This is a genomic window from Sphingomonas sp. P4_G3, from assembly GCF_056401105.1.
This window is the reverse complement of sequence record NZ_JBFUJZ010000001.1, coordinates 908,534-932,889: the sequence shown is the minus strand read 5'-3', so window position 1 is coordinate 932,889 and position 24,356 is coordinate 908,534. Positions and strand designations below refer to the sequence as shown.

Sequence of the window (24,356 nt, the reverse complement as noted above, 5' to 3'; positions counted from 1 at the left end):
GGCGCCCAATTTTTGTGAGGGAAAACCATCATGGCGCCGGCACCAGAACCAGAATCGCTGAAGCCCGATCCATTGAAGGTGGTGATCGTCGGCGGCGGCACCGCCGGCTGGATGGCGGCATCGGCGCTGGTCAAGCTGCTGCCCAGGCAGGACTATGCCATCACGCTGATCGAATCGGATGAGATCGGCACGGTCGGCGTCGGCGAAGCCACGCTGCCGCATATCAAGGTGTTCAACGATACGCTGGGGATCGACGAGGCGCAGTTCATGCGCGAGACCCAGGCCGCGTTCAAAATCGGTATCGAGTTCGTCGGCTGGGACCAGCCCGGCGAGCGCTACGTCCATCCGTTCGGCACATTCGGCGAGCCCTGGGCGGGGGTCGATTTCCAGCACCATTGGGCTCGCGCGCACGCCGCCGGCCGTGCCTCCGAACTGCACGATTATTCGTTCGCGATCGCCGCGTGCCGCAACAACGCGTTCGAATTCCCCAACGAAGACCCGAAGTCGATCCGCGCGACCTACGCTTACGCCTATCATTTCGACGCCGCGCTCTACGCGCAATTCCTGCGCCGCTGGGCCATGCCGCTCGGGGTCACGCGGATCGAGGGCAAAGTAGTCGATGTCGCGCGCGATACTGCCACTGGCCATGTCGCGTCGCTGACGCTCGCCTCAGGCACGGCGATCGCCGGCGACCTGTTCGTCGATTGCTCGGGTTTCCGCTCGCTGCTGGTCGGCGGGACGATGGAGGTCGGCTGGCAGGATTGGAGCCATTGGCTGCCCTGCGACCGCGCGCTGGCCGTGCCCAACATGCGCACCGAGCCGCTGCTCCCCTTCACCCGGCTGACCGCGCAGGAGGCAGGATGGACGTGGCGGATCGGGCTGCAGCACCGCACCGGCAACGGCTATGTCTTTTCGAGCCACTTCACCGATGAGGAGCACGCGCGCGACGTGCTGCTCGGCGCGCTCGACGTGCCGCCGCTCGCCGAGCCGCGGCTGCTGCGCTTCCAGGCCGGGCGCCGCGCCGCCGCCTGGGCGGGCAATTGCGTCGCGGTCGGGCTCGCCAGTGGTTTTCTGGAGCCGCTAGAATCCACCTCGATCTTCCTGATCCAGGCCGCGGTGATGGATCTGATCGGGCTGATGCCGACGCACCGCAGCGGAATCGATCCGCGGCTCGCAGCCGAGTTCAACCGATTGTTCGAGGTGCATTACGACCGCACCCGCGATTTCCTGGTGCTCCATTACACCGCCAACCGCCGGCACGGGCAGCCATTGTGGGATCATGTCCGCAATATGGAGCTGCCCGAGAGCCTGGCACATAAGATCGCCTTGTTCCGCGCCTCGGCCGCCGCGCCCGATTACCGTTACGGCCTGTTCTCGCGCGACAGCTGGCTTGCGGTGCTGGTCGGCCAGGGCGTGCTACCCGCCGCCTGGAATCCGCTGGCCGAGGCAGTCCCGCTCGACGATCTCGCAGCCAAGCTCGCCGACCTCAAATACCGGATCGAGGTCAACGCCGCCGACATGACCGCGCATGGCGACTTCATCCGATCCTATTGCCCCGCCCCCGTGCTGGAGCCGGCAGCATGAGCGCGCGCATCCAGAACCTCGTCCTGCTCGGCCGCGATGCGCCACTATGGCTCGCCGCGAGCGTGCTCCAGGCGGCGCTCAAGCCCGCCGGCGTCGCGGTCACCGCGATCGAGCTGCCGAGTCTGCTCCACGTCAGCGACGTCTATGCGACATTGCCGGGGATCGAGGCGCTCCACACCAGGTTGCGGCTCGACGAAGCCGGGCTGCTCCGCGCGACCGGCGGCGCCTTCTCGCTCGGCCAGAATATCCGCGACATGCTCGGCGGCCACGGACCTTTCCTCAATGCCTATGGTGCCTATGGCATGCCGATCGAGGGCAACGACTTCTTCGCTTACTGGGTGAAGGCGCGCGGGCTCGGGCTCGACGTCCCCCTCGAGCAATTCTCGCTGACCGCCGCCGCCGCGCGCCAGGGCCGGGTGATGATTCCCGACGAAGCGAGCGAGGCCTATGGCCGCGCCGATTACGGCTATCATTTGCCCGCCATTGCTTATGCCGCCGGGTTGAAGAGCGTCGCGGCGCGGATCGGCGTGGCGATGCGGACCGCCAACCATATCGCGATCGAGCGCGGCAACGACGGCGACATCATCGCATTGGTCGCCGATGGCGAGCGCGTCGCGGGCGAGCTGTTCGTCGACGCGACCGGCAGCGACGCGGCATTGATCGGCAAGACGCTCGGGATCGAACAGCAAAGCTGGCGCGCGCACTTCCCGGCCGACCGCGTGTTCGCGGCCCGCGCGCAGCCCTTCGCGCCGATCCCGACCTATGCCGAACTACGCGCCTGGCATCCGGGCTGGGCCGCACTCTACCCGACCCAGGCAGCGACCCATGTCATCCACGCTTTCTCGAGCGCGCTTACCGAGCCCGAGGACGCGCTGGGCCGGCTCGGCGCCGCGGCCGGGCTGTCGCTCGCCGATCCGATCCTGCGCCCCTCCGATCCCGGGCGGCGCGGGCAGGCCTGGGCGCAGAATTGCGTCGCGATCGGCAGCGCGGCCTGCGCGCTCGACCCGATCCACAATCTCGACCTCCACGCGGTCCAGCTCGGGTTGATCACCTTGCTGACCTATTTCCCGGCCGGGCAGGACACCGCGCCGAGCCGTGACGAATACAACCGCCTGATGCGCTCGTCGTTCGAGCGGCTGCGCGACTATCAGGCCGCCTTCTATGCGCTCGCGCCCTATCCCGGGCTGTTCTGGGATACCGGCCGCGCCGCGCCGCCGCCGCCCGAACTCACGCATATCGTCGCGACTTTCCGCGCGCGGGGCGACGTGTCGCCGATGGAGGATGACAGCATCCCGACCGACAATTGGCGGGCGCTGCTGATCGGATTGGGGGTCACGCCCGAAAGCTATCCGCCGCGAATCGACGCGACGGCGCCCGACACGGTCAAGGCGCAGTTCCGGACCATGCTCGGGTTCGTCAAGGACGCGGTGTTGCGCCAGCCTACGCATGCTCAGGCATTGGGCATGGCCAATGGTTGAGCCCATCCGCCTGGCGCGCGATCCGGCCGCGCTCGACAGTCTGCCGCGTGTCGAGAAGCGCAGCGTCACCGGCGCGGAGGACTTCGCCGCGATCGTCGCCGCGGGCGAGCCGGTCATTGTCCAGCGCCTGTTCGACACCTGGCCCGCGCTCGCAGCGGGGATGCAGGGGACGACGACGCTCGACGCCTATTTCCGCCGCCTGGATCGCGGCGCGCCGGTGCCGGTGATGGAAGCGCCCGCGCGGCATAAGGGCCAGTTCGCTTATGGCCCCGATCTGCGCGAATTCACTTTCACCAAGCGCCAGGCATCGCTCGGCGCCACGCTCGACCGAATCGAGAGCCTGATCGGCCAGCCCGACGCGCCGACCCTGGCGATCCAGATGCTGCGGCTCGACCAGGCGATGCCGGATTTCATCGAGCACAATCCGATGCCGCTGCTGCCCGGGATCGGCCCGCGGCTATGGCTGGGCGGCGCGGTGCATACGCGGACGCATAACGACCGCGACCACAACCTCGCCTGCAATATCGCCGGGCGCCGCCGCTTCGTGCTGTTCCCGCCCGAGCAGGTGAGCAACCTCTATATCGGCCCGCCCGACAATCCGCCGCCTTTGTCACTAGTCGACCCCGAGGCGCCCGACCTCGTGCGCTTCCCGCGCTACGCCGACGCCATCGCCGCCGCGCGCGTCGCGTTTCTCGAGCCGGGCGAAGCGCTCTTCATGCCGCGCTATTGGCGGCACCATGTCACCTCGCTCGATCCGTACAATGCGATGGTCAATTACTGGTGGGGCGGTAGCGACGCGCCGAACCATGCCTTCCTGACCGCGCTGCTCGCGTTCCGCGATTTGCCGCCGGGCGAGCGCGATTATTGGCGCGAGATGATCGCGGCCTACGTCTTCGCCGAGCGCGGTGACGTCCTCTCGCATATCCCCGCTCCGTTGCAGGGGCCGCTCGCTCCGATGTCCCCGTCCGCCCGCGCGGCGCTGCGCCAGCAGCTTCGCGCCGCCAGCCTCAAATCTCCTGACTCTCCCCAAGGAAAGACCCGATGATCCTTCGTTCGCTTGCCCTGATCGCCGCGCTCGGCTGGACCGCTTCCGCCGCGGCCGCCACGCGCGAATGCGCGCAATCGCCGGGCAAGGTCATCGAGGTCTGTGTATGGGTCGACAACGGCCAGGCCCTGTACGAGGTCACGCGCAAGGGCGCGGTCGTACTCGCGCCGTCCGAGCTCGGCCTGACGTTCAAGGGCGAGCCCGCCGCGCGCTACACCGCGATCGGCAATCCGCGCCGTGCCGCGTCGGACACGAACTGGGAACAGCCGTGGGGCGAGCAGCGGGTGATCCGCGACAACCACACTCAATTGACCGTGACGCTCAATGGCGACACCGCGCTCAACAAGGCGGTCGACGTCACGTTCCGGTTGTTCGATGACGGTGTCGGCTTCCGCTACGATTATGCCGGCATCCCGGCCGGGCAGAAAGTCGCGGTCACGGCCGAGCGGACGCAATTCCACACGCTCGGCGCCTATCAGGCCTGGTGGTATCAAGGGCTGGGCCAGGAACGCGACGAATATCTCTACACCCAGACCGACGCGCGCCGCATCACTTTGGCCGAAACGCCGCTGACGATGAAGGGCGCCAACGGCCTCTATTTGTCGTTCCACGAAGCGGCGATGATCGATTTCCCGTCGATGCTGCTCCAGGGCAATGGCGAAGGCACGCTGACCGCCTGGCTGATGCCATGGCCCGACGGCACCTTGGCGAAGAAGAACGGCGCTTTCACCACGCCGTGGCGGACGGTGCTGATCGGCGAAACGCCGGGCGCGCTGGCCGATAGCCGGATCGAGCTCAACCTCAACGAGCCGAGCAAGATCCCCGACATCCAGAAGTGGTTCACCCCCGGCAAATATGTCGGCGTGTGGTGGGAAATGCATCTCGACAAGACCACCTGGGGCAGCGGGATGCGTCACGGCGCGACCACCGCGAACGTCGAACGCTATATCGATTTCGCCGCCAAATACGGCTTCAGCGGCGTGCTCGTCGAAGGCTGGAACCTCGGCTGGGACGGCGACTGGATCACCAATGGCGACAAGTTCAGCTTCACCAAACCCTATCCCGATTTCGACATCGCCGCGATCACTGCTTACGCCAAGTCGAAGGGCGTCGAGCTGATCGGGCATAATGAGACCGGCGGCGCGGTGATCAATTACGAGAACCAGCTCGACGACGCGATGAAGTTCTACAACAGCTATGGCGTGCATGCGGTGAAGACCGGCTATGTCCGCCATGCCGGCGACATCCTCGACCGCGACGGCAAGGGCGAGTGGTTCGCCGGCCAATTCATGGTGCGCCACAATCTGCTCGTCGCGCAAACCGCCGCCAAATATCGCATCGCGATCGATGCGCACGAGCCGGTCAAGGACACCGGCCTGCGCCGCACCTGGCCCAATATGGTCGCCCGCGAAGGCGCGCGCGGCCAGGAATACAATGCCTGGGGGGTGCCGACCAATCCGCCCGAGCATCTGACCATCCTTCCGTTTACGCGGATGCTTGGCGGACCGATGGATTTCACCCCCGGCATCTTCGACGTCGCGCACGGCAAGGACGATGTGACGCGGCGGGTACAATCGACCTTGGCGACGCAATTGGCCGAATATGTCGTGCTCTACAGCCCGATCCAGATGGCCGCGGATTTGCCCGAAAATTACGAGAAGAATCTGGGCGCGTTCCAGTTCATCCGCGACGTGCCGACCGATTGGGAGACGTCAAAAACCTTGCAATCAGAGATCGGCGATTACGTCGTCGTCGCGCGCCGGTCGCGCCATGGACAGGATTGGTTCCTGGGCGCGATCACCGACGAGAATGCGCGATCGCTCAAGCAGCCGCTCTCCTTCCTGGCGCCTGGGAGGAAGTACGAGGCCCAGATTTATCGTGACGGGCCAGACGCCGATTACCGCGTCAATCCGCTGCCTATCACGATCGAGAAGAAGATCGTGAGGTGGACGGACGTGCTGCCGCTCGACCTCGCACCCGGCGGTGGTACGGCGATAAGGTTTCGCCTAATCGAATAACGCCCGCGATCGTCGGACGCTGTGTCAGTTTTCACTCCCGGGAATCGGCTTACAGCGCATTGCTGACACCGGCTCGGTTTCTCGCGGGCTCGTGGCAGTCAGCGTTCTGATCGAAGGGCTGCAGACCGACGCACTGGCCGAAAGCTATCACCTGGCCAAAGAGCGTCCCACGATGTTCGGAACCGCCGTGCCAGCCGCTCCATTCTAATGCTTGGTCGGGTAAGCTGGGCATTATTGCCCAACCAAATCAGATTCGCGCCCTTCCCTAGCCGGGAAAATCGAAACGTGCGCCGCGCGCTACAGGAGAATGTTGGGATCGAGCGGCCACAGGTCACAGCGGCGATCAGAACGACGCGACGACCTTGAGAATGCTATCGGCATTGCGGACCAATTCGGGCAGGCGCTGCGGCAATTCGTCGGCCGCGATGCTGTGGGTGTGTAGGACATCGGTCGGAATAGCTCCGGACTTTATCGCCTCGATCACCCGCGAGAAGTCCTCAGCCAGTGCATTTCGGCTCGCGATCAGCGTCGCCTCGCGCTTGTGGAATTCCGGGTCTTCGAAACTGAGCTCGCCCTGCGCGACGCCGACCAGCACCAGTGCACCGCTATGCGCGACGAACGACAAGCTGTGACGCATCGCCGCCAGCGATCCGGTGGCGTCGACCACGACGTCGAACATGTCGCCGTTGGTCCGGTCGGCAAGCGTCTGATCAAGCTCGTCATCCGCGACGACCCCGTCCAGCCCAAGGCGGTCGCGAACGAAGGTGACCCGAGCGGGCAGCCGATCGACGAGTAGCGGTTTTCTTCCATCCAGCTTCGCGAACAGCGCAGTCGCGACACCGATCGGCCCTGCGCCTACGACGAGCATATGGTCGCCGCCTTTTGGCGCGCGGGCGGCTGCATGCGCTCCTACCGCCAGGAACTCGACCATCGCCGCCTGCACCGGCGAGAGGCCTTCCGCATCGATCACCGCTGTTTGCGGCACGGCCAGGAATTCGCACATGCCGCCATCGATATGGACGCCGAGCACGCGAATGTTGACGCAAGCGTTGGGCTTGTCGCGACGGCACGCCACGCAATGGCCGCACGCGAGATAGGGATTGATCGCGACCTGCTGCCCGATGCGCAGAGACGTCCCCTCGCCCAGGGCAACAATTTCGCCGCCTAATTCGTGGCCCATGATCCGCGGGTAATCCAGAAAGGGATGTTTCCCGGCGAAGATATGGAAGTCGGTGCCGCACAGGCCGATATGCCGAATGTGGATCAGCGCCTCGCCAGGTCCCGGCTGCGGTTTATCGCGCGCGATTACGTCGAGGTGAAATGGCTCACGGCAAATAATGGCGCGCATAACGATCGGTCCCTCCAGGACATCGCCCATCGCACGGTTATTTCCGTATATGCAAGTTCGTTATCGCTAGCGCTAACGGCTTTTACTTACGATCTGACGCCAAGTTCGCAAGACAGGAATTCGCATTCCCGAGGCCGAGTGTCTCGGACCGGATGCGCCGACCCGGCGCGATTGCGATCAGGCCATCGTAGATCGCGGAGAAGTCAGCCCGGTTGATAGCCTAGCCGATCCGACACGCGTATCGTGGCCAAGCGGAGGAGATCGCATGCCGCCTCGATATGGACTTTCTGCGAACCGTCGATCAGTTCGAGGAAGGGAATGGTCAACGCCGCAATGACCTCGCGATCAAAGCCGAAGACCGGAAAGCTGATGTCGGTCACGCCATAGGTGATCGGACTCTTGCGCAGATCGAAGCCGGCAGCACGGATCGCTTCCTTTCGCTCCGTCAGCCAGGCGCGGTCCACCTCGACGCCACGCTCGCTTTCCGCGGCGCGCACAATCTGCTCGCGGCGCTGGTCGTTTGAAAATGCCAGGATGACCTGGCCGGAGCAGCTCGCCACGATGTCGATATGAGCGCCTACCTTGAGCGCGAAGCCACGCGTACCTGGCTGTTCTTCGCGCGCTATCACGATGCCGCGACCGCCGTTCGGCACGACCAGATGGCAGGACTGGCCGGCTTCCATTGCCAATACCTGCATTTCCGGCAGCGCCGCCCGGACGAGATCCTGCGACGGTGTCGCCCGGTAGGCGAGGTCGAGGAGCTTATAGGTGACCGTGTAGCGATCGGTCGTCTGCGATTTCTGAAGATATCCCAGCTGCTCCATCACGACCACGATGCGAAACAACTCCCCGACGGTACGCCCTAGATCGGCTGCCATCTCACTGACCAAAGCTCCCTGCGGCCATTTCACCAGCAGTTCGATCACCTCGAAGGCTTTGTGGATCGCCGGCGCGGCGTAGGTCCCTTTCACCCCTGTTCGTCCCATCGCGGCCTCAATCTCTCCATGCTCTCTGTCAGAGGCGTGATCGCCCGGCCTGCGGCGCAGCACAAGTCGGAAGGCTGGTATCGGCATCGGCGGGCGAACCGCGCCCGTTTCCATATCTTCTCTGAGCCCGCTGGCGGCCAGGCTTCGATCCAGATCAAGCACCACTTGCCTGCGTTCATACTAGCCAGATTGCATCAAAGAGAATAATATTGCACCAGTGAAAATGATCAGTGAGCCATCTGCGACGGCTAGACCGGAAAGCGCGCACCGCCGGGGGAGAGAGATGACGAGGTTCAGCAAACGCGAGATTTTGGGCGGCCCGTTTCTTGCCCTTGGCGCTGGCGCGCTTGGCCGGATTCAGCCTGCGGCCGCCGCACCCTCAGCGACCGAACGCGACATCGCGCGCGGCCCGTTCAACGCGACGCCGGAATCGCTCAAAACCTACCGGACGCCGGATTGGTTCAGGGACGCGAAGTTCGGCATCTGGGCGCATTGGGGCCCGCAAGCGGTGCCGCGTCAGGGGGATTGGTACGCCCGCTTCATGTATGTGCCAGGCCATCCGCACTACGATCACCATCTCAAGACCTACGGACATCCGTCGGAAAAGGGCTACAAGGACCTCATCCCGCTATGGAAGGCCGAGCGCTGGAATCCGGACGCGCTGATGACGCGCTATGCGGCGGCGGGCGCGAAATATTTCGTCTCGATGGGCGTGCACCACGACAATTTCGACCTTTGGAACTCGAAACACCATCGTTGGAATGCCGCCGCCATGGGGCCGAAGCGCGACGTCGTCGGCGCCTGGCAGGCGGCGGCGAAGCGGCAAGGACTCCGCTTCGGCGTTTCCGAACATCTCGGCGCCAGCTATTGCTGGTCGTATCCGAACCATCTCTACGACCAGTTCTGGCCCAAGCTTGGCGTCCCCTATGACGGCGCCGATCCGGCCTATGCCGATCTCTATCACGACAATCGCGACGAACCGTTCCGCAACACCAGGGAAAGCTGGTACACCACCAATCCTGCTTACCATCAGCGCTGGTTGAAGCGGATCCGCGATCTCGTCGACAGTTACCAGCCGGACCTTCTCTATTCGGATGGCGGACTGCCGTTCGGCGAGGTCGGCCGCACGCTGGTCGCCCATCTCTACAACAGCAGCATCGCCCGCACCGGGCACCTCGAGGCGGTCTATAATTGCAAGGACAGCGGCACGGGCGAGTTCTTCAAGGAAGGAATGGTGCAGGACGTCGAGCGCGGCGTGCTCAAGGGCATCAACCCCCTACCCTGGCAGACCGACACCTCCAACGGCGACTGGTTCTACAGCGACAATTACAAGTACAAGACGCCCGGTGAAATCCTGACCATGCTTGCCGACATCGTCAGCAAGAACGGCAATATGCTGTTGAATGTGGTCCTCTACGCGGACGGATCGCTGCCGCCGGAATCGGATGAGCTCCTGACCGAGCTCTCGGCGTGGATGGCGGTCAACGCCGAGGCAATCCACGGCACACGTCCATGGGCCATTTATGGCGAGGGGCCAACCGAGGCCGAAGCCGGCATGTTCAAGGAGCAGGTCGATTATTCGGCGCGCGACATCCGCTTCACGGTCAAGGGCAAGGCGCTCTACGCGATTACGCTTGGCGAACCGTCGAAGGTGACGGAGATCGCTTCGTTGCGGGTCGACGCGCCTCATGCGCAGGGCCGCGTGGTCGGCGTCGAACTGCTCGGCGCTGGCTCGGTTGGATTTCGCCGGACCGCCAAAGCCCTTTCGATCGACGTTCCCGGCCGCCTGCCGACCCGCCACGCCAGCGTTTTCAAGATACATTTGGCCTGACACCCAAACAGCGCCGGGCTGGTGCGAGCAATTGCCCTGGCCGTTTCGACCATCGATCCATCGAAGGACTTACCATGCACCGCCGCTCGGCTAGCCTCGCCGCCATTGCCCTCGCGCTCGTTGCTTCTAATGGCTTGGCACCGGGCGGTCTCACCGCGCCGGCGCGCGCGCAGAGCGCCGTCGGGCACCCCGAATGGCCAGGCAAGGGCCAGTTGTTCGTCGGCACCTGCTACCAACCGGTCGATCGCAGCCCGGACCAGATTCGGCAGGATATCGCGATCATGAAGGCCGCGGGGTTCAACCTGGTGCGGATGGGCGATCTGTCCTGGGACTCGTTCGAGCCGGAAGAAGGCCGCTTCACGTTCGAATGGTTCGACAAGGTGATCGATCAGATGCACCAGGCCGGCATCCGCGTCATCGTCGATATCCCTGGTGAACCGGCGCCGATCTGGATGCACAAACACTATCCCGGCGTGGATATCATCAATCAGGATGGTGTCAGGGTCAACGCGGCGAGCCGCTATTGGGACAATATCAGCGATCCCGACTATCGCCGCCTGGCACGACGCCTCGCCCAGAAGATGATGGAACAATACGCCCATAATCCCGCAGTGATCGCGGTGGGTTACGACAATGAGATCGGAAACGGACACATGTCCTATTCCGCGGCCGATCGAGATCGTTTCGTCGTCTGGCTCAAGCGTCGCTACGGCTCCATCGACGCGCTGAACAAGGCATGGGCGACCCAGCGCTGGTCGCGCCGCATCAACAGCTGGGATCAGGTGGACCTACCTTATGAGCGGGGTCCCGGGCCGAATGAGCGCTATCTCGAGCTGCGCCGCTACTGGTCCGACGATACGATCGGCGCGCTCGAGGAGCTGGAAGCGGTGCGCAAGCAATATGCGCCGAACCTTCCCGTCGCTTCCAACTTCTGGCCGACGGCGGGGACCAAGGGCTTCGACTATCTGCGCTCGTGGGAAAAGATCTCGACCTATGGCGCGCAAGGCTTTTATCCCGGCGATCCGGGCGGCGCCGCATTCGAGGCGATGTCAAACCGGGCGGGGCATGACACGCCACTTTGGTTCAACGAGTTCACCGCCGGCGGGGGCGGCTATTATGGCACGCCCGGCCGCTCGCGAATGTGGGCCTATTTCGGTCTGATCTATTACACGCAGACCTTCCTCGCCTGGACGTTCAATTCGCATATCGGCGGCGAAGAGCAGGCATTATTCGGCTTGGTCGATCACGACGGTCGCCCGTCTTGGAAGGTCGACGAGTTCGCCCAGATCGCGCGCGAATTCCAGACCATGAAGACGCTGGGGTTCCCGCGCTATCACCAGCCCGAAGTCGCCGTGAACTTCTCGTTCCAAAACCTCTGGCTGACCAGCCCGCCCCCGGGGCCGAACACAACGCCGGAATATTTCAAGGGCAATTACACCGGCCAGGCCCAGACGGCCTTCCGTCCCTTCTTCGAGGACAATATCGACGCCGCGGTCATCGACTTCGGCCACGACACGCTCGATCGCTACAAGCTCGCGATTCTTCCCAGCACCTATGTGATGGACGAGCCAACCGCGGCGGCCGTGCGAAAGTACGTCGCCAATGGCGGCACGGTGATCATGACCGGCTATTCAGCGAAGGTCGATGAGACCGGCAAATGGTTCGAAACATCCCTGCCCGGCCGGTTGAGCGACGTTTTCGGCCTGCGGACCAATGCGTTCTACCGCGCGGAACAGCCCTTGAAGGTTACCTTCGGTGGCCAGACGCTGACCGGCAGCGACCCTTATTATGAAGTGCTCGAACTCGGTACCGCCAAGCCGCTCGCGACGTTCTCCAACACGTCGCAAAAGAGCGCCGCGATCACCGTCAATCAGTTCGGCAAGGGTCAGGCGATCTACGTCGCCACCGCACCGCAAGCCGAACTGCTCGGGCCGCTGGTGCGTTCGCTCTATCCCGCCCTTGGCATAAAACGCGGCCCTTCGACGCCGCCCGGCGTGATCGCGCGCGAGGTCGATGGGCGTACGCTTTACGTCAACACGACCCAGGGCCCGATCACCGTGTCATTCGATGGCGTGAAGACGGGCGTGCTGTCGCACAAGCGCTACGCCGGCACCGTCGCGCTGGCCCCGTATGGCGTAGAACTCGTCAAATAGGAGTCGCGAGAACGGAACTGATCCGCCGATCAGGCCCTGCCAGGGCTGACCTGCCAATAGGTCGCGTATCGCTCGTGCGCGATACGGTAATATGGGATCAGCCGCACCGGCTCCCCTTCCGCCGAGGCGATCGTGAATTCCAGCGGTTTATCCCCGGCGCGGATCCCTTTTGCTAGCGCCCGTCGATCGCCGGCAAGGGTCGGTGCCGTGAAGGGGGTATCGTTATAGCTGCCATATTTGCGCTCGTTCACGATGATGTCCGTGCCTGGCGCCAGCCCTTCCCGTCCTAATGCGCCGGCAAGTACTAGCGGACCGTAAGTGAACGCGACGATGTCGGGAGCCGCAGGCGCACTCTCAGCCGATGTTTCCATGGCAAGCCGCAGTTCGACCTGGTCGCCGCTCCTCCAGGTGCGTTTTACCTCGACATAGCTACCGGGCGTAGCGGAGCGTGCAGCCTCCACGCCGTTGATCAGGACGATCGCGGTTCGGCTCCAGCGTGGGTGGCGCAGCTTCAGTGCCAGCTGTGTCGGTCGTAGCAACTTCCAGCGCAGCGTGGTCGTCGGCGCCTCGGGGAAGGTCGTAACCTGAGACAGCACCGCTCCCTTCTCTTTCCAGGTCACCGAGGATGGCACGAAAAGATTCACATAGAGCGCGTCATCGTCGTGGAAGTAGATTGCGTCCCGATACTTGACGTGATTTTCCATGCCCGTTCCGGTGCAGCACCAGAAGGAATCCTCGGGGGTGTGGTAGAGCTTCATATAACCCGGGCGGGCGCCCTGAAAATAGGTGGCCATCCCGGAATCCGGGTCCTGAGAGGCGAGGATCCCGTTATAGAGCGTGCGCTCATAGTAATCGGCATATTCTGCCCGGGGGTCGTGCAGGAACAAGGCTCGGGTCAATTTGAGCATGTTATACTGGCAACATGTCTCCGATCCCTTGGCCGAGAAGACGTGCTTGCTGAAATCCGCCATCGCAAAGAAGTGCTCGTTGTCGCCATGTCCGCCGCTGGCGAATGAGCGCGTGCGTGTCACCGTCTCCCAGAAAAACGCGGCGGCGGCGCGATATTTGGTATCTCCGGTCGCCTCATAGACGCGCTGGAAACCGACGATCTTCGGTACCTGCGTGTTCGCGTGCAGCCCGTCCAGATAGTCGCGGCCCTCCGCCAGCGGCTCCATGATTGCCTTGTGCGAAAAACGCTGTGCGATGGTCAGATATTCGGGATTGCCGGTCATGAAATGGAGGTCGGCATAGATCTCGTTCATGCCGCCATGCTCGGTACCGAGCATGGCCTCGAACTCCGTATCGGTCAGCGGGCGGGTGGCGACCACACCCCAGTCCGCCAGCCGCACCAGCACCGCCCGGGACGCCTCGCTGTCTGCGAGCAGCGCCGCGTCGCGCAAGCCCGCATAGACCTTGTGCAGCGTGTACCAGGGAACTCCGGTGATCTTTTCCCCGCGCAGATGCGCCGAAACCAGCGCCGCACCCTTCGGAAATGCGCAGACCAAGCCGGAGCCCGCCGCCTTCTGGCACGCTGCCAGTTCGCCGGCGATATAGTCGATCCGCTGTTTGAACCGCCTGTCGCGGGTCGAGCGATAGGCCGACGCGCAGGCCGAGAGGTAATGGCCGAGAGTGTGCCCGTGGCAATTAATCTCCGCCCATTCGGGCTTGGACTCCCAGCCGCCATAAATCGGGGCCTTGGGCTGCAGGCCCGCGTTCAACCGGAAATTGTGCAGCAGCCGGTCGGGCTGCAACTTCAGGAGATACGCCTCGGTCATTCGCTGGGCATGGAGGAAAGGTCCGTCCCCCAGCGTCACGTCGGCCATGTCGAATGGCTGCAACTTGGCCACGGGCCGCCCGACGGGATTTTGCGGCGCATCCGCCAAGGCCACGGCGGATACACTGCCGGTCCAGGCTGCGACCAAAGCGCCAATGCCGGCACTGGCGAGAAACTGGCGGCGCGACCGGCCGGCGCGATCAGGCTGGAACCTCAAGGCGGCTAATCTCCTCTATATGCTGGAGCGCATTGGCCGACGCTCCCACGCCGCCGTAGGATACCCGTCCTGCCCGCTCGTGTATGGAATCATTTGGGCGTCACGAACGGATCGATCGTACGGATTGTCCCGTCAGCATTGTAGGTCAACTCGGTCACCTTGACGTTGCGCAGCCAGGTCTTGTCCGAGATCTGGGTGTCCGCATAAAATAGCCACCAACGCCCCTTATACTGAACGATCGAGTGGTGCGTGGTCCAGCCCTGCACGGGCAGCAGGACATTGCCCTTGTAGGTAAAGGGCCCGTAAGGCGACGTCCCCACCGCATAGGCGATGAGATGCGAGCCTCCGGTGGAATAGCTGAGATAATATTTCCCGCGATATTTGTGCATCCACGAGGCTTCGAAGAAGCGCCGAGTCCCATCGCCGCTCGTGAGCGGTTTGCCATGGTCGTCGACGATCAGCGCCTCTCGCGGTTTCTCCGCAAATTCGAGCATGTCCCCGCGAAGCTTCGCCACCTGTGGCATGAAGGCCTGCTCGTTCTGGCCTCGCGGATCGCCGGCAGGGCCGTTCGGATCGTAGACGCCGCCGACATTCTTCTGAAGCTGCCCGCCCGACAACCCGCCGAAATACATATAACTGCTGCCGTCATCGTCGACGAACACCGCAGGGTCGATCGAGAAGCTGTCCTTGATCGGCTGGGGCCGGGCCTTGAACGGTCCGGCCGGCTGCTTCGAGGTGGCGACGCCGATGCGGAAGGCGCCGGTGCGGTCCTTGGCCGGGAAATATAGATAATAGATCCCGTTGCGATAGGCAGCGTCGGGCGCCCACATCTGTCGCGCCGCCCAGGGTACGTTCGCAATGTCGAGCACATTGCGATGCACCTGAACCGGTCCGTTGGGACGCGTCATGCTCAACACGACATAGTCGCGCATCTTGAACGCCCCGCCCTCGCTGTTCTTGAAGGGCTCGACGTCAGGGAGCGGCGGCCCCTCTTCAGTGTCGTGGCTGGCATAAACATAGAGCTTGCCGTCGAACACGTGAGCCGCCGGATCCGCGGTATAGGGCGAGGTAACGAGCGGCTGGGAGAGATATTGCCGCGCCGAGGTCTGCGCCTCATCGTTCGCCGGCGCCTGTGCGACGCCGAATGCTGCCATGGCCGGGACAGCAAACAGGACGAGAAGTCGATGGGCGTTGCGTGTCATTCTATTCTCCACCTCGCCGTCAGCCGTTTCGGTCGTCGCCGGGGGACGATTACGGGCAAGCGCTAAATACGGGCCAAACACAGTGATGCGGGGGCAACCGGCATCTCACGCCGCCGGCATCCCCCTGCCTTCCCCCAAGGTTCTATTGGGCTTGCTTCGCGCCGACGCGTTCGAGCCGCATGAGCAGGATATCGTTGGTCCGCATGGGCGCCTCGATATTCAGGGATCCGCTTTTGGGGACCGTGACGATGACGTCGCGTTCGGCCACGTCCCGGGTCAGCCCTTGCAATTGCTCCAGCTGGGCCGCCGAAAGCTTCTGGGGCATCTTCATATCGATATAGGCCGAATAGGCATCGTTATGGCGGTAGCCGGTCCGGTAGGTACGCAGACGGTACCGCCCCGGCTGGACATGCACGAAGCGCGCGCTGACCGGCGTCGCGGGCGATGACTCCACCAATCGGCTGTAGAACGGACGATTGCTGAGCTTCTGGTCGGGCTGGTGCCAATCCCACACCAGCAAGGTTAATCCGGATCCATCGACCGCGGCCATGCTGTAGGGATCCTTCACGGATATCCTCTGGCCCCGGAGCGCATTGAGATACTTGTAGGCAAACCAGGCGGGCTTGCGAACGCCCTCGGGATTCATCAGCCCGAAGCCTCCCTGGAACGGCGCCGTGGGCGGACCGGGCTCTTCGAACAGGTCGCTATAGGTCCAGTAGCTCATGCCCTGGACCGAACCTTCGACCCCTTTGAGCTTGGTAAGAATATAGGGTGCGCTCACATAGCTGTCGTGCACTGCGTCGCGCGGCGTGTAGCTGGTGCTCCACTCGGTGAAATAAAGCGGCAGATTGGGAAAGCGCGACGCCTGGATTTGCGCGCGTACCCTGCGAACGTCGCCGACGATCGCGTCGGGTGAAGACGAGAGTTTGGTGTCGCCCTTGCCCTCTTCGTCGAGAAAGCCGCCGTCTACGCCATAAGTGTGCGTGGTGACGAAATCGACCGGCACCCGGTTCGCAGCGACATGATCGAGGAATTCGGGCACCCATGCCGCGCCGGCAGTCGATGGGCCGCCCACGCGCAGCGCAGGATCCACCGCCTTCAGCGTACGCGCCGTCACGTCATAAAGCGCGAAATACGCGTCGCGGTCGGCCTTTTCCCAGAAACCATCGAGATTGGGCTCGTTCCAGACTTCGAAATACCAGCTCCGCACCTCCTCGACGCCATAACGCTGCTGAATATGCCGAGCGAACGCGTCGATCAGGTGTGCCCAGCCATCCAGCTTCGGATGTGACGTATTGCCCTTCCAATAGAAGATCGAATTGTCCGAGGTCTTGAGCGCTTCCGGGGTGAAGCCGAGCTCGACGAAGGGCTTGATGTTGCGTGCGAGCAACTTGTCGTAAAGTTCGTCGATACGCGTCCAGTCGTAGACGATTTGTCCGTTTTTCACCTGCACCGTCTTGAGCACGTCATGGAAGATGGCGTGGAAGCGAATGTAGCGGAATCCCAGTTCGCCCGTCGCCGTCTTGAGCTGGGCCATGCTGTCGTCACGGATCAGCGTTCCGGGATAATCGGATCCCACGGAAAGATCGAAAAAGCGATCGACCGGAGTATCTGCCGTCGCCCGATCCACCTGCAGCACGCGCGGCGCAGACGCTGCGGACTGCGCGAACGCCGAAGATGTCAGGCTCGCAAGCGCCAGACCTCCGCAGGAAAGGACGGCGTATCGGCATCTCTTCACGAAATTCTCTCCCAGAGTTGTTTATCCGCTTTATCCGCTTCAGCGGATTCTGTCGTTCCTGCGCGCGCTCTCTTACACGCCGAATGGGGTCGACCTGTCTACCCAGCCACCGCCACTTCCGACCTCGTCAGAACCCGATAGGCAAAAAGCTGGGCCGGGATGTTATTCCCGGCCCAAGAGGAAGGCTCGTCCAAACTCATGTAATTGTGCGCGCCAGCCGGATCTATCTGATCAGCCTTCATCGCCAACTCAGATTTACCAAAGATAGCGCGAATACCATGCAAGTTATGCTCTGGGGATACTTAGATCAACTAGGTTACATCTAAATATTGTCCCGAGAAATTTGTTACTCATCGCAGCTACGACGATTTGTCGCAACGCCGCTCCCAAGGAGTTATAGCGAAACGCAGACAGCTTTGCAGAGATTGTTCTCGACCGGCAAATTGGTCGGGTAAAACGGCTCGGGTGACGGCAAGCCGGTAAGAATAGCCGCGGGCAAAACGCGAATCGGGGTTCAATCGCGCTGCTCTTTGACGGAGACATGGCGTACTTCAGGTTCTCGGCGATCGCGTACTTGATTGCGAATAGCCGGATCCGCCCTATTCGCAGCACGCTCTGCCACCGTCCTCGGCGGACACTCATCCGCGCATAGGAAAATTAGCTAGTTCAGAGCGATTGCCCCAGCATCGTTTCGACCTCATCCCGGTAACTCCGGCTGAGCATCAGGCGCGTGCCGTCCTTCAGCACCACCTCGAACTCGCCATGCGAACGGCGTTCGAGAAACGCGACCGACCTTAGATTCACGACACTGGATCGATGGATGCGGATGAACCGAAAGGGGTCGAGCCGATTCACGACTGTGGTCAGCCCGGCCCGGTAGAGGAATTCCTCTGCCCCTACGTGTAGTGTCACATACACGCCGGCCGCTTCGATCCAGTCGATGTCCTGCGTCATCACGAACTGGGTCGCGTCCCGCTTCTTGACGACCATCCATTCCCAAATCTCGCCCGGCTTCGCACGCTTTGCAGCCAGCTTGAGGAGTTCCGGGCCAAAGGAATTTGCGTCGTCCGCATTTTCCGCGCGCAATTCGCCCAACCGCTTTTTGACGCGCTCCATCATCTTCTCATAGCGAGAGTCGCCGAACGGCTTGAGCAGATAATCGACGGCCTCCGCATCGAACGCCTGAAGCGCGAACTGGTCATAGGCCGTGACGAATACCGTCAACGGCATGTTTTCGGCACCCAGGGCGTCGATCACGCCAAAGCCATCAACACCGGGCATCTGAACATCGAGGAATACGATGTCCGGGCGCATGTCCTGGATCAACGCAACCGCATCGACGCCATTCCTTGCTTCAAGAATCTTGCCGACGCTACGGTCCTTGGCCAGCAGATCCGTCAGCCGTTTGCGCGCCGGCGCCTCGTCATCGACGACAAGAGCGGTGATCGGTCCAAGTTGCGATTTCATCCCCTTATCGCCGCCCTTCGCTTAGTGGCAGGCAGATCGCCACCTCGGTTCCACCACCCGGACGAGGCTGGATTATGAGAGCTTGTTCACCCAGGTCTGGATAGAGCGCAGCAAGGCGTTCACACGTCACACGGATACCCAGGCCGGTCGAGGTCTCCTTCCGCCAGTTCGCGGGCAGTCCAACCCCGTCGTCAAGCACCCGGATTTGCAGCTGCCCCGCAGTCCGCCGGGCCAAAATATCGATTGCTCCTCCAGAAAGGCGACCTTCCAGACCGTGGCGAATGGCGTTTTCGACCAGGGGCTGGAGCAGCATCGAGGGGACCATCGCCGTTAGCGCCTCCGGCTCCATGTCCAGTTCGATTTGGATCCTGTCCCCGAAGCGAAATCGCTGGATCGAGATATAATGTTCCAGAAGCGCCAATTCCTGCGCCAGCGGTATTTCCAGCATGTCCTTGCAATCGAGCGAGCGCCGGAGCAGCGCGGCCAGATCACCGATCATGTTGCGCGCCAATTCAGGGTTCGTGCCGACTTCTGATGAAATGGCATTCAGCGTGTTGAAGAGAAAATGCGGCTCGAGGTGGAGGCGCAACGCATTCAAACGCCACTCAAGCAGGTTCGTCTCCACGCGCCCCAATTCGAGCTGTCCTGTCAAATAGCGGTTATAGTATCTGAATGATTGAAATATGCCTACGGCGGCGCAGTAAGTCTGCCAGCCGCCCAGGAAATAATACACTGCGAACTCGCTGTTTGTTAACGGATTCCACCAGACTTGAGGTACCGGAAGAAGAAGAAGTCCCGAGAGATACGTGTGAACTAGGCTGAAAGGGACGCTCAGGAGAAGAAAGAGCAGGCTGAGGCGGAAGATGTTCTGGTCCTTCGGCACGATCTTTCTGTCGATCAGCAGCAGTGCCGGCGTAAGCAGCGCCCAGGCCCAGGAATCGATTATCTTCCCGATGAAGTGGTCCCATTGAAAGCCCCTCAGCATATCCGGCAAGGACAGGAATAGGCCGACCGATGTCCAGATCGCGAAGATAAGGGCCGCCGGGCGAAGCCAGGCGCGCCAAGCGCGATACCAGGCGCCGTCCGCTCCGACGGACTGGGCCCGCTGTCGCACGTCATTGGCCAAGATCGAGGAGTTGGACTGCACGGAGCTCATAATTGAATATGGTCTATACCGCATTCGCGGCGAGAAAGCGCGTTTACGTCACGCCCGTCGCCGGACAGCATCTAGGGACTCCAGGCACCGGGGGTCGCGCATGCTGCCATCCCGGCGGGCAAGACATGCGGCTTCCTTCTCACTCCCCAGCGCTCTTCATTCTAGTCACACAATATCCAGCCAAGCCATCCTTGCGCGTCGCCGAACGAATGCAATGACTTCTGCCCAAGTATCGCCATGGCAATATTATAGTATTAACTGATGGCACGAGCGACCCTGGCGGGTGATTCGACGATTCGCCATGCCTGAGATCGCATGCTGGCTGCTTATGGGCGTACCGGCCCCCGACCAAGGCTGGCAGATCGGCATTTGCATGAAATGTTGCAAACCGGACTCATCAACAGCAAGCCGGCCTGAGGATTGGCAGGACGGATTCTGACCCCCTTCTTCACTGCCATTTTCCGCCAATTTTGGCGCACCCGCCGATCCAATACATGGACGCGGCGGAAAAATTGTGTCGTTTGATAAGGAATGGCGAAGACGCGCCGACCCTCGCGGGTCGGAAGAACGGACGAGCCGTGTTGGGGAGAGATGATGCCGATCAGAGCGACACCTCCCCCCTTACCATCTGAATGGAGGGGTCGAAAAGTGAGGATTGACCAGGCGATCTCCGGCACACGCTCCCAAGCGCTGGTGCGCCATTATCCCTGCGCCGCCCAGATCAGATTTAACTCGCAAGGATGGGCTTCAAAACCGGCGACGCCGATTTTCGCGCCCAAAAATGGTAGCGGTACCAAGGTCGGATGCCGCGATCGCGCATGGTTGAAGCGCGGAGCCGCGGTCGCCTCGGGCGGGTTGGCCTGAAGCCGTGACGGGCGAGAGATCATCGCAGCAAATGTCCCGTGATCGACGCGCGGGCGAACGGAATGAAGCGGCAAGAGGCCGCTCACCTGTCGGGCAGGTCCGCGAGGAATATTCAAACTTAATCAATAAGATGAATGGGAGGGGTAGATGAAATCACGTAACCTGCTGATCGAGGCCAGCATTTCGGCACTGATCCTGGGAGGCCTCGGCCTGGCTCAGCCCGCATGGGCCCAAAGCACCGAAGCGAAGACCTCCGACGATGCCGCCGCGGATAAGCCCGCCAAGGCGAAAGATAAGAAAGATAAGAGCGACGACGCCGTGACCGACATCATCGTCACCGCACGCCGGAAGGCGCTGAACGATGCGATCGAGATCAAACGAAATTCCGATACTATCGTCGACTCCGTCGTTGCCGATCAGGCTGGCAAGCTCCCCGACACGTCGATCACCGAAGTACTTCAGCGCGTGTCGGGCGTCACCCTGTCGCGCTTCTCGGCCGATCAGGGTAACCCGAGCTTCCAGATCGAAGGCACCGGCATTTCCGTGCGCGGTTTGCCCTTTAACTCCAGCATGCTCAACGGGCGCCAAGTCTTCAGCGCGAACGGCGCCAGCGCGATTAGCTGGGGCGACGTAACACCTGAGTTGATGAGCGCCGTCGATGTCTACAAGGGTTCGCTCGCCACTCTCATCGAGGGCGGCGCTTCGGCGGTCGATCTGCGGACGCGGCTTCCGTTTGATTACAGCAAGCCGGAAATCGACCTCACGGTCGGTGGCAGCTATGGCGATATGGCCAGGAAATTCTCTCCCAGCGCGTCCGTTCTGTTCACGAAGAAATGGGACACGAGCATCGGCGAGTTCGGCGTTCTGTACGACTTCGCCTTTTCGCGTTACGACTCGCAGAGCAGCGATCTGGCGATACGCCCCTTCTATGCTGAATATGCTCCCGGTTCGCCCTACGTCGCCACCGTCCCGGACGGTGCGGGGGGCACCGTCAAGGTGCCTAACGTGGGCCTGATCCCTTATGGGTATAATTGGAGCAACAGTAGCTTTAAGCGAGACCGTTATGGCGCCTATCAGGCGTTGCAATGGAGACCGAATCCTAATCTGACCTTTACCAACACGGTATTCTATTCCCAATACGTTCAGGATAGCCAAGTTGCTCAAGCCGGCTTCGGGACGTCACCCCAGCAAAACGCAGTCTATATTCCGGTCAATCCCACGTTTGACTCAAATGGTGCGATGATCGCCGGTTCGCTGCGCTATGGAGCGACTGGACAGATCGTTTACGGCACGCCCGGAAATACCTGGCTCCAACAATATTCGCCAGGATGGTCGCCGGCGCCGACGACCGATTGTGGCTCCCAGGCAGGATATGGCGGGCCGGTTTCTCAAACCACCGCCGACTGGGCTAACGGCATCTATGGCTGCACCGCACCGCTGGACAACATTCAAGGATTTACCGGCTCTCGCTCCGTCAGCCACAGCAAGAGTTCAACGCTTGATATTTCGCAAACGTTCTTGTGGACGCCCGGCGATAAGGTGCGGGTCCGCGGCGGACTGCAGTATGTTTCGTCACAGGCCAAAAGCAAAAGCCTGTACGCCTCGATCGTGCAGGAAGCCAACAATCTCGCGTCCGCCAGCTTCGATTTGAGGAAGTCCATTCCGGTGGTGGGCGGATTCGATGCTGCCGCTCTGGCGGATACGACAGCCGCCTATTGGAGTACGTTGGCGAATCACGGGATCGACAATAAAGGACACATGTTCGCCGCCAATGTGGACGTGGATTACGATTTCGGCAGCGATTCTTTCTTCAGAAGCGTTTCGGTCGGCGCCCGGGCGTCGGTGCGCAACGAAAGTGATGTCGACACTGGAACCTATTGGGCTCCGCTGGCTCAGCCTTGGGCGGGCATTAAATATTATCTCAGTGGCGACAACACTCCAACCCACACCGTGGCGCCGGATGGCTCGCCCAACGACTATCAACTCTATAACTTCCCTCAATACTTCGGAGGGAGAGTCCCGTCACCGGGCGCGGTGTTGATGCCATCCGAAAGTGTCATGAAAAATTATGATTGGTATCATCTGCTGAGTACTTATGGCCAAAGAATTCCTGGCGGAACGCCGCAGGATTATTATAATGCCCATCTTCTTAATACAAATGGGCCGGTCAATACCAGAATCAAGAACTACGCGGGTTATATCCAGCTGAAGTTCGGACACGATAACATGGGCATCATCCCTCGTTTCTCTGGCAGCATTGGTGTCAGATTCGTCGCGGCGGAAATCCACAGCTCGGGACAGCTCAGCCAAAACCAGATTACCAATTTTTTCCTGAGCCAGGCCGCCGCGGACGCCTATATCCAAGCGCAACTCGCTGGCGGAACGGGCGACCCTTCGACGATCTATTCTAGCCCGTCGTCCAGTACTCCCAGGTCGCTCGACTATTCGTTCTTCCGTGTTCTACCCGCGTTCAACATCAAATTCGATGTTACGCCGAACTTCGTGATGAGGGCTGCGGCTGCGGAAGCAGTCTCGCCGCCCAATCTCAACGACGTCCGGGCCGGTGGCTCCATTGGCGCGAATACTCTGAACTACTCCGTTACGCCTCCGGGCGGCGGCACCCCAATCAGCTTTCCGTACCTAACGAACTTCAGCATCACGGCTGCGGGGGCCCGGCTGAAGCCGACCATGATCCGGAGCGAAGATCTATCGCTCGAATGGTATCCCCGGAACGGCTCGATGGTCTATCTCAGCTTGTTTGCCAAGCAGATCAAGGACCAACCCATATTTACGTCGTTCGTGCAGAACCAGCCGACTCCGCTGGTTGATGGCAACAATCAGGTATCTGTGCACGATCTGCCATGGACGTATCTACAGAACGAGACTTCCACCAAAGGCGTGAACATCAAGGGCTTCGAAGTGGGCGCACGCACCTTCTTCGACAAACTGCCGGGCCTTCTCAGCGGCTTTGGCATCAACGGCAGCTTCACCTTCGTCGACAGCACGAATCCGGGACCCAAGGCCACGGACGTTCTCGGCAACGATATCAAAGGCCTGCCGTTCTTCAATTTATCAAAATATTCGTATAATGCCGAACTGCTATACAGCCGTGGCCGTGTAAACATGCGTCTGGCTTATAACTGGCGCTCCAAGCAACTACTGTCCACCAACGTCAATCCCCTGTCTTGGGCGACTTCAGGCGGGAACCCATATAACGTAATTTTAAGTCCGACTGACTTCTCGTCGACATATAATTTTCAGGTATACAACATGGTTCCATTGTGGGCAAAGGCGGCGGGCTATGTCGACTTTAGCTTCGACTTTAAGATCAACGACAGATTCGTATTGAACACCTCGGTCGGAAACCTTCTCAATACAAAGTCCAAGACGGTTCAGGAGCCCTTGGCCGGCGTCTTCCTGCCCTATGACACCAACATGAGCGATCGCCGCATAAACGCGACCCTCCGGGCAAAATTCTGATTGGACATCCGCCGG

Annotated in this window: 14 protein-coding genes; 7 read left to right on the top strand and 7 right to left on the bottom strand. The window is 61.6% G+C overall.

Annotated elements, in window-relative coordinates:
* Positions 1-30: 30 nt before the first annotated feature.
* Genes AC1DQQ_RS04310 through AC1DQQ_RS04295 form a run of 4 tightly spaced genes read left to right on the top strand, consistent with a single transcriptional unit; the run spans position 31 to position 6,125 of the window.
* Positions 31-1,584, top strand: coding sequence for a tryptophan halogenase family protein (locus AC1DQQ_RS04310; RefSeq protein WP_478044354.1), 1,554 nt, complete (start codon positions 31-33; stop codon positions 1,582-1,584).
* A complete protein-coding gene (locus tag AC1DQQ_RS04305; RefSeq protein ID WP_478044353.1) occupies positions 1,581-3,062 on the top strand; it encodes a tryptophan 7-halogenase in 1,482 nt (493 codons plus the stop codon). The genes AC1DQQ_RS04310 and AC1DQQ_RS04305 overlap by 4 nt, the downstream gene beginning before the upstream one ends.
* Positions 3,055-4,107 carry a cupin-like domain-containing protein gene (locus AC1DQQ_RS04300; RefSeq protein WP_478044352.1) on the top strand — a complete coding sequence of 351 codons (1,053 nt, stop codon included), beginning with the start codon at positions 3,055-3,057 and terminating at the stop codon, positions 4,105-4,107. Before AC1DQQ_RS04305 ends, AC1DQQ_RS04300 begins: the two co-directional genes overlap by 8 nt.
* A complete protein-coding gene (locus tag AC1DQQ_RS04295) occupies positions 4,104-6,125 on the top strand; it encodes a glycoside hydrolase family 97 protein (protein ID WP_478044350.1) in 2,022 nt (673 codons plus the stop codon). The genes AC1DQQ_RS04300 and AC1DQQ_RS04295 overlap by 4 nt, the downstream gene beginning before the upstream one ends.
* Before the next feature lie 343 nt (positions 6,126-6,468).
* On the opposite strand, the gene AC1DQQ_RS04290 is transcribed toward AC1DQQ_RS04295, so the two are convergent.
* Both AC1DQQ_RS04290 and AC1DQQ_RS04285 read right to left on the bottom strand, forming a co-directional pair.
* Complete coding sequence (locus AC1DQQ_RS04290; protein ID WP_478044349.1) at positions 6,469-7,473, bottom strand: zinc-binding alcohol dehydrogenase family protein; 1,005 nt, start codon at positions 7,471-7,473, stop codon at positions 6,469-6,471.
* A gap of 203 nt (positions 7,474-7,676) precedes the next feature.
* Entirely contained in the window at positions 7,677-8,621 is a 945-nt protein-coding gene (locus AC1DQQ_RS04285; protein ID WP_478044347.1) for an IclR family transcriptional regulator, read from the bottom strand.
* A gap of 121 nt (positions 8,622-8,742) precedes the next feature.
* Here AC1DQQ_RS04285 and AC1DQQ_RS04280 point away from each other — a divergent pair, with 121 nt between their 5' ends.
* The gene (locus AC1DQQ_RS04280; RefSeq protein WP_478044346.1) at positions 8,743-10,290 is read left to right on the top strand and encodes an alpha-L-fucosidase; all 1,548 of its coding nucleotides are present in this window, start codon (positions 8,743-8,745) and stop codon (positions 10,288-10,290) included.
* Positions 10,291-10,364: 74 nt separating this feature from the next.
* Positions 10,365-12,443, top strand: a complete 2,079-nt coding sequence (locus tag AC1DQQ_RS04275; protein WP_478044345.1) for a beta-galactosidase — start codon at positions 10,365-10,367, stop codon at positions 12,441-12,443.
* Between the two features lie 29 nt (positions 12,444-12,472).
* On the opposite strand, the gene AC1DQQ_RS04270 is transcribed toward AC1DQQ_RS04275, so the two are convergent.
* The 5 genes from AC1DQQ_RS04270 to AC1DQQ_RS04250 form a co-directional block, all read right to left on the bottom strand.
* On the bottom strand, positions 12,473-14,266 hold the full coding sequence (locus AC1DQQ_RS04270; protein WP_478044343.1) for a glycoside hydrolase family 127 protein: 1,794 nt from the start codon (positions 14,264-14,266) through the stop codon (positions 12,473-12,475).
* A 257-nt stretch (positions 14,267-14,523) separates the two neighbouring features.
* Positions 14,524-15,588 (bottom strand): glycoside hydrolase family 43 protein, encoded by a 1,065-nt coding sequence (locus tag AC1DQQ_RS04265; RefSeq protein WP_478044516.1) that lies wholly within the window; start codon positions 15,586-15,588, stop codon positions 14,524-14,526.
* Positions 15,589-15,778: 190 nt separating this feature from the next.
* Complete coding sequence (locus AC1DQQ_RS04260) at positions 15,779-17,374, bottom strand: GH39 family glycosyl hydrolase (protein ID WP_478044342.1); 1,596 nt, start codon at positions 17,372-17,374, stop codon at positions 15,779-15,781.
* 666 nt (positions 17,375-18,040) lie between these two features.
* Positions 18,041-18,841 carry a LytR/AlgR family response regulator transcription factor gene (locus tag AC1DQQ_RS04255; protein WP_478044341.1) on the bottom strand — a complete coding sequence of 267 codons (801 nt, stop codon included), beginning with the start codon at positions 18,839-18,841 and terminating at the stop codon, positions 18,041-18,043.
* Positions 18,842-18,845: 4 nt separating this feature from the next.
* A complete protein-coding gene (locus AC1DQQ_RS04250) occupies positions 18,846-19,997 on the bottom strand; it encodes a sensor histidine kinase (protein ID WP_478040565.1) in 1,152 nt (383 codons plus the stop codon).
* 1,011 nt (positions 19,998-21,008) lie between these two features.
* Between AC1DQQ_RS04250 and AC1DQQ_RS04245 the strand changes: the two genes are divergently transcribed.
* Positions 21,009-24,341, top strand: a complete 3,333-nt coding sequence (locus tag AC1DQQ_RS04245; protein ID WP_478044340.1) for a TonB-dependent receptor — start codon at positions 21,009-21,011, stop codon at positions 24,339-24,341.
* Positions 24,342-24,356 lie beyond the last annotated feature (15 nt).

Coding starts and splice junctions, on each gene's coding strand:
- AC1DQQ_RS04265 (WP_478044516.1), bottom strand. CDS start 15,588: ATGGCAGCATTCGGCGTCGCACAGGCGCCGGCGAACGATGAGGCGCAG.
- AC1DQQ_RS04305 (WP_478044353.1), top strand. CDS start 1,581: ATGAGCGCGCGCATCCAGAACCTCGTCCTGCTCGGCCGCGATGCGCCA.
- AC1DQQ_RS04255 (WP_478044341.1), bottom strand. CDS start 18,841: ATGAAATCGCAACTTGGACCGATCACCGCTCTTGTCGTCGATGACGAG.
- AC1DQQ_RS04310 (WP_478044354.1), top strand. CDS start 31: ATGGCGCCGGCACCAGAACCAGAATCGCTGAAGCCCGATCCATTGAAG.
- AC1DQQ_RS04295 (WP_478044350.1), top strand. CDS start 4,104: ATGATCCTTCGTTCGCTTGCCCTGATCGCCGCGCTCGGCTGGACCGCT.
- AC1DQQ_RS04250 (WP_478040565.1), bottom strand. CDS start 19,997: ATGAGCTCCGTGCAGTCCAACTCCTCGATCTTGGCCAATGACGTGCGA.
- AC1DQQ_RS04245 (WP_478044340.1), top strand. CDS start 21,009: ATGAAATCACGTAACCTGCTGATCGAGGCCAGCATTTCGGCACTGATC.
- AC1DQQ_RS04290 (WP_478044349.1), bottom strand. CDS start 7,473: ATGCGCGCCATTATTTGCCGTGAGCCATTTCACCTCGACGTAATCGCG.
- AC1DQQ_RS04275 (WP_478044345.1), top strand. CDS start 10,365: ATGCACCGCCGCTCGGCTAGCCTCGCCGCCATTGCCCTCGCGCTCGTT.
- AC1DQQ_RS04280 (WP_478044346.1), top strand. CDS start 8,743: ATGACGAGGTTCAGCAAACGCGAGATTTTGGGCGGCCCGTTTCTTGCC.
- AC1DQQ_RS04300 (WP_478044352.1), top strand. CDS start 3,055: ATGGTTGAGCCCATCCGCCTGGCGCGCGATCCGGCCGCGCTCGACAGT.
- AC1DQQ_RS04270 (WP_478044343.1), bottom strand. CDS start 14,266: ATGGCCGACGTGACGCTGGGGGACGGACCTTTCCTCCATGCCCAGCGA.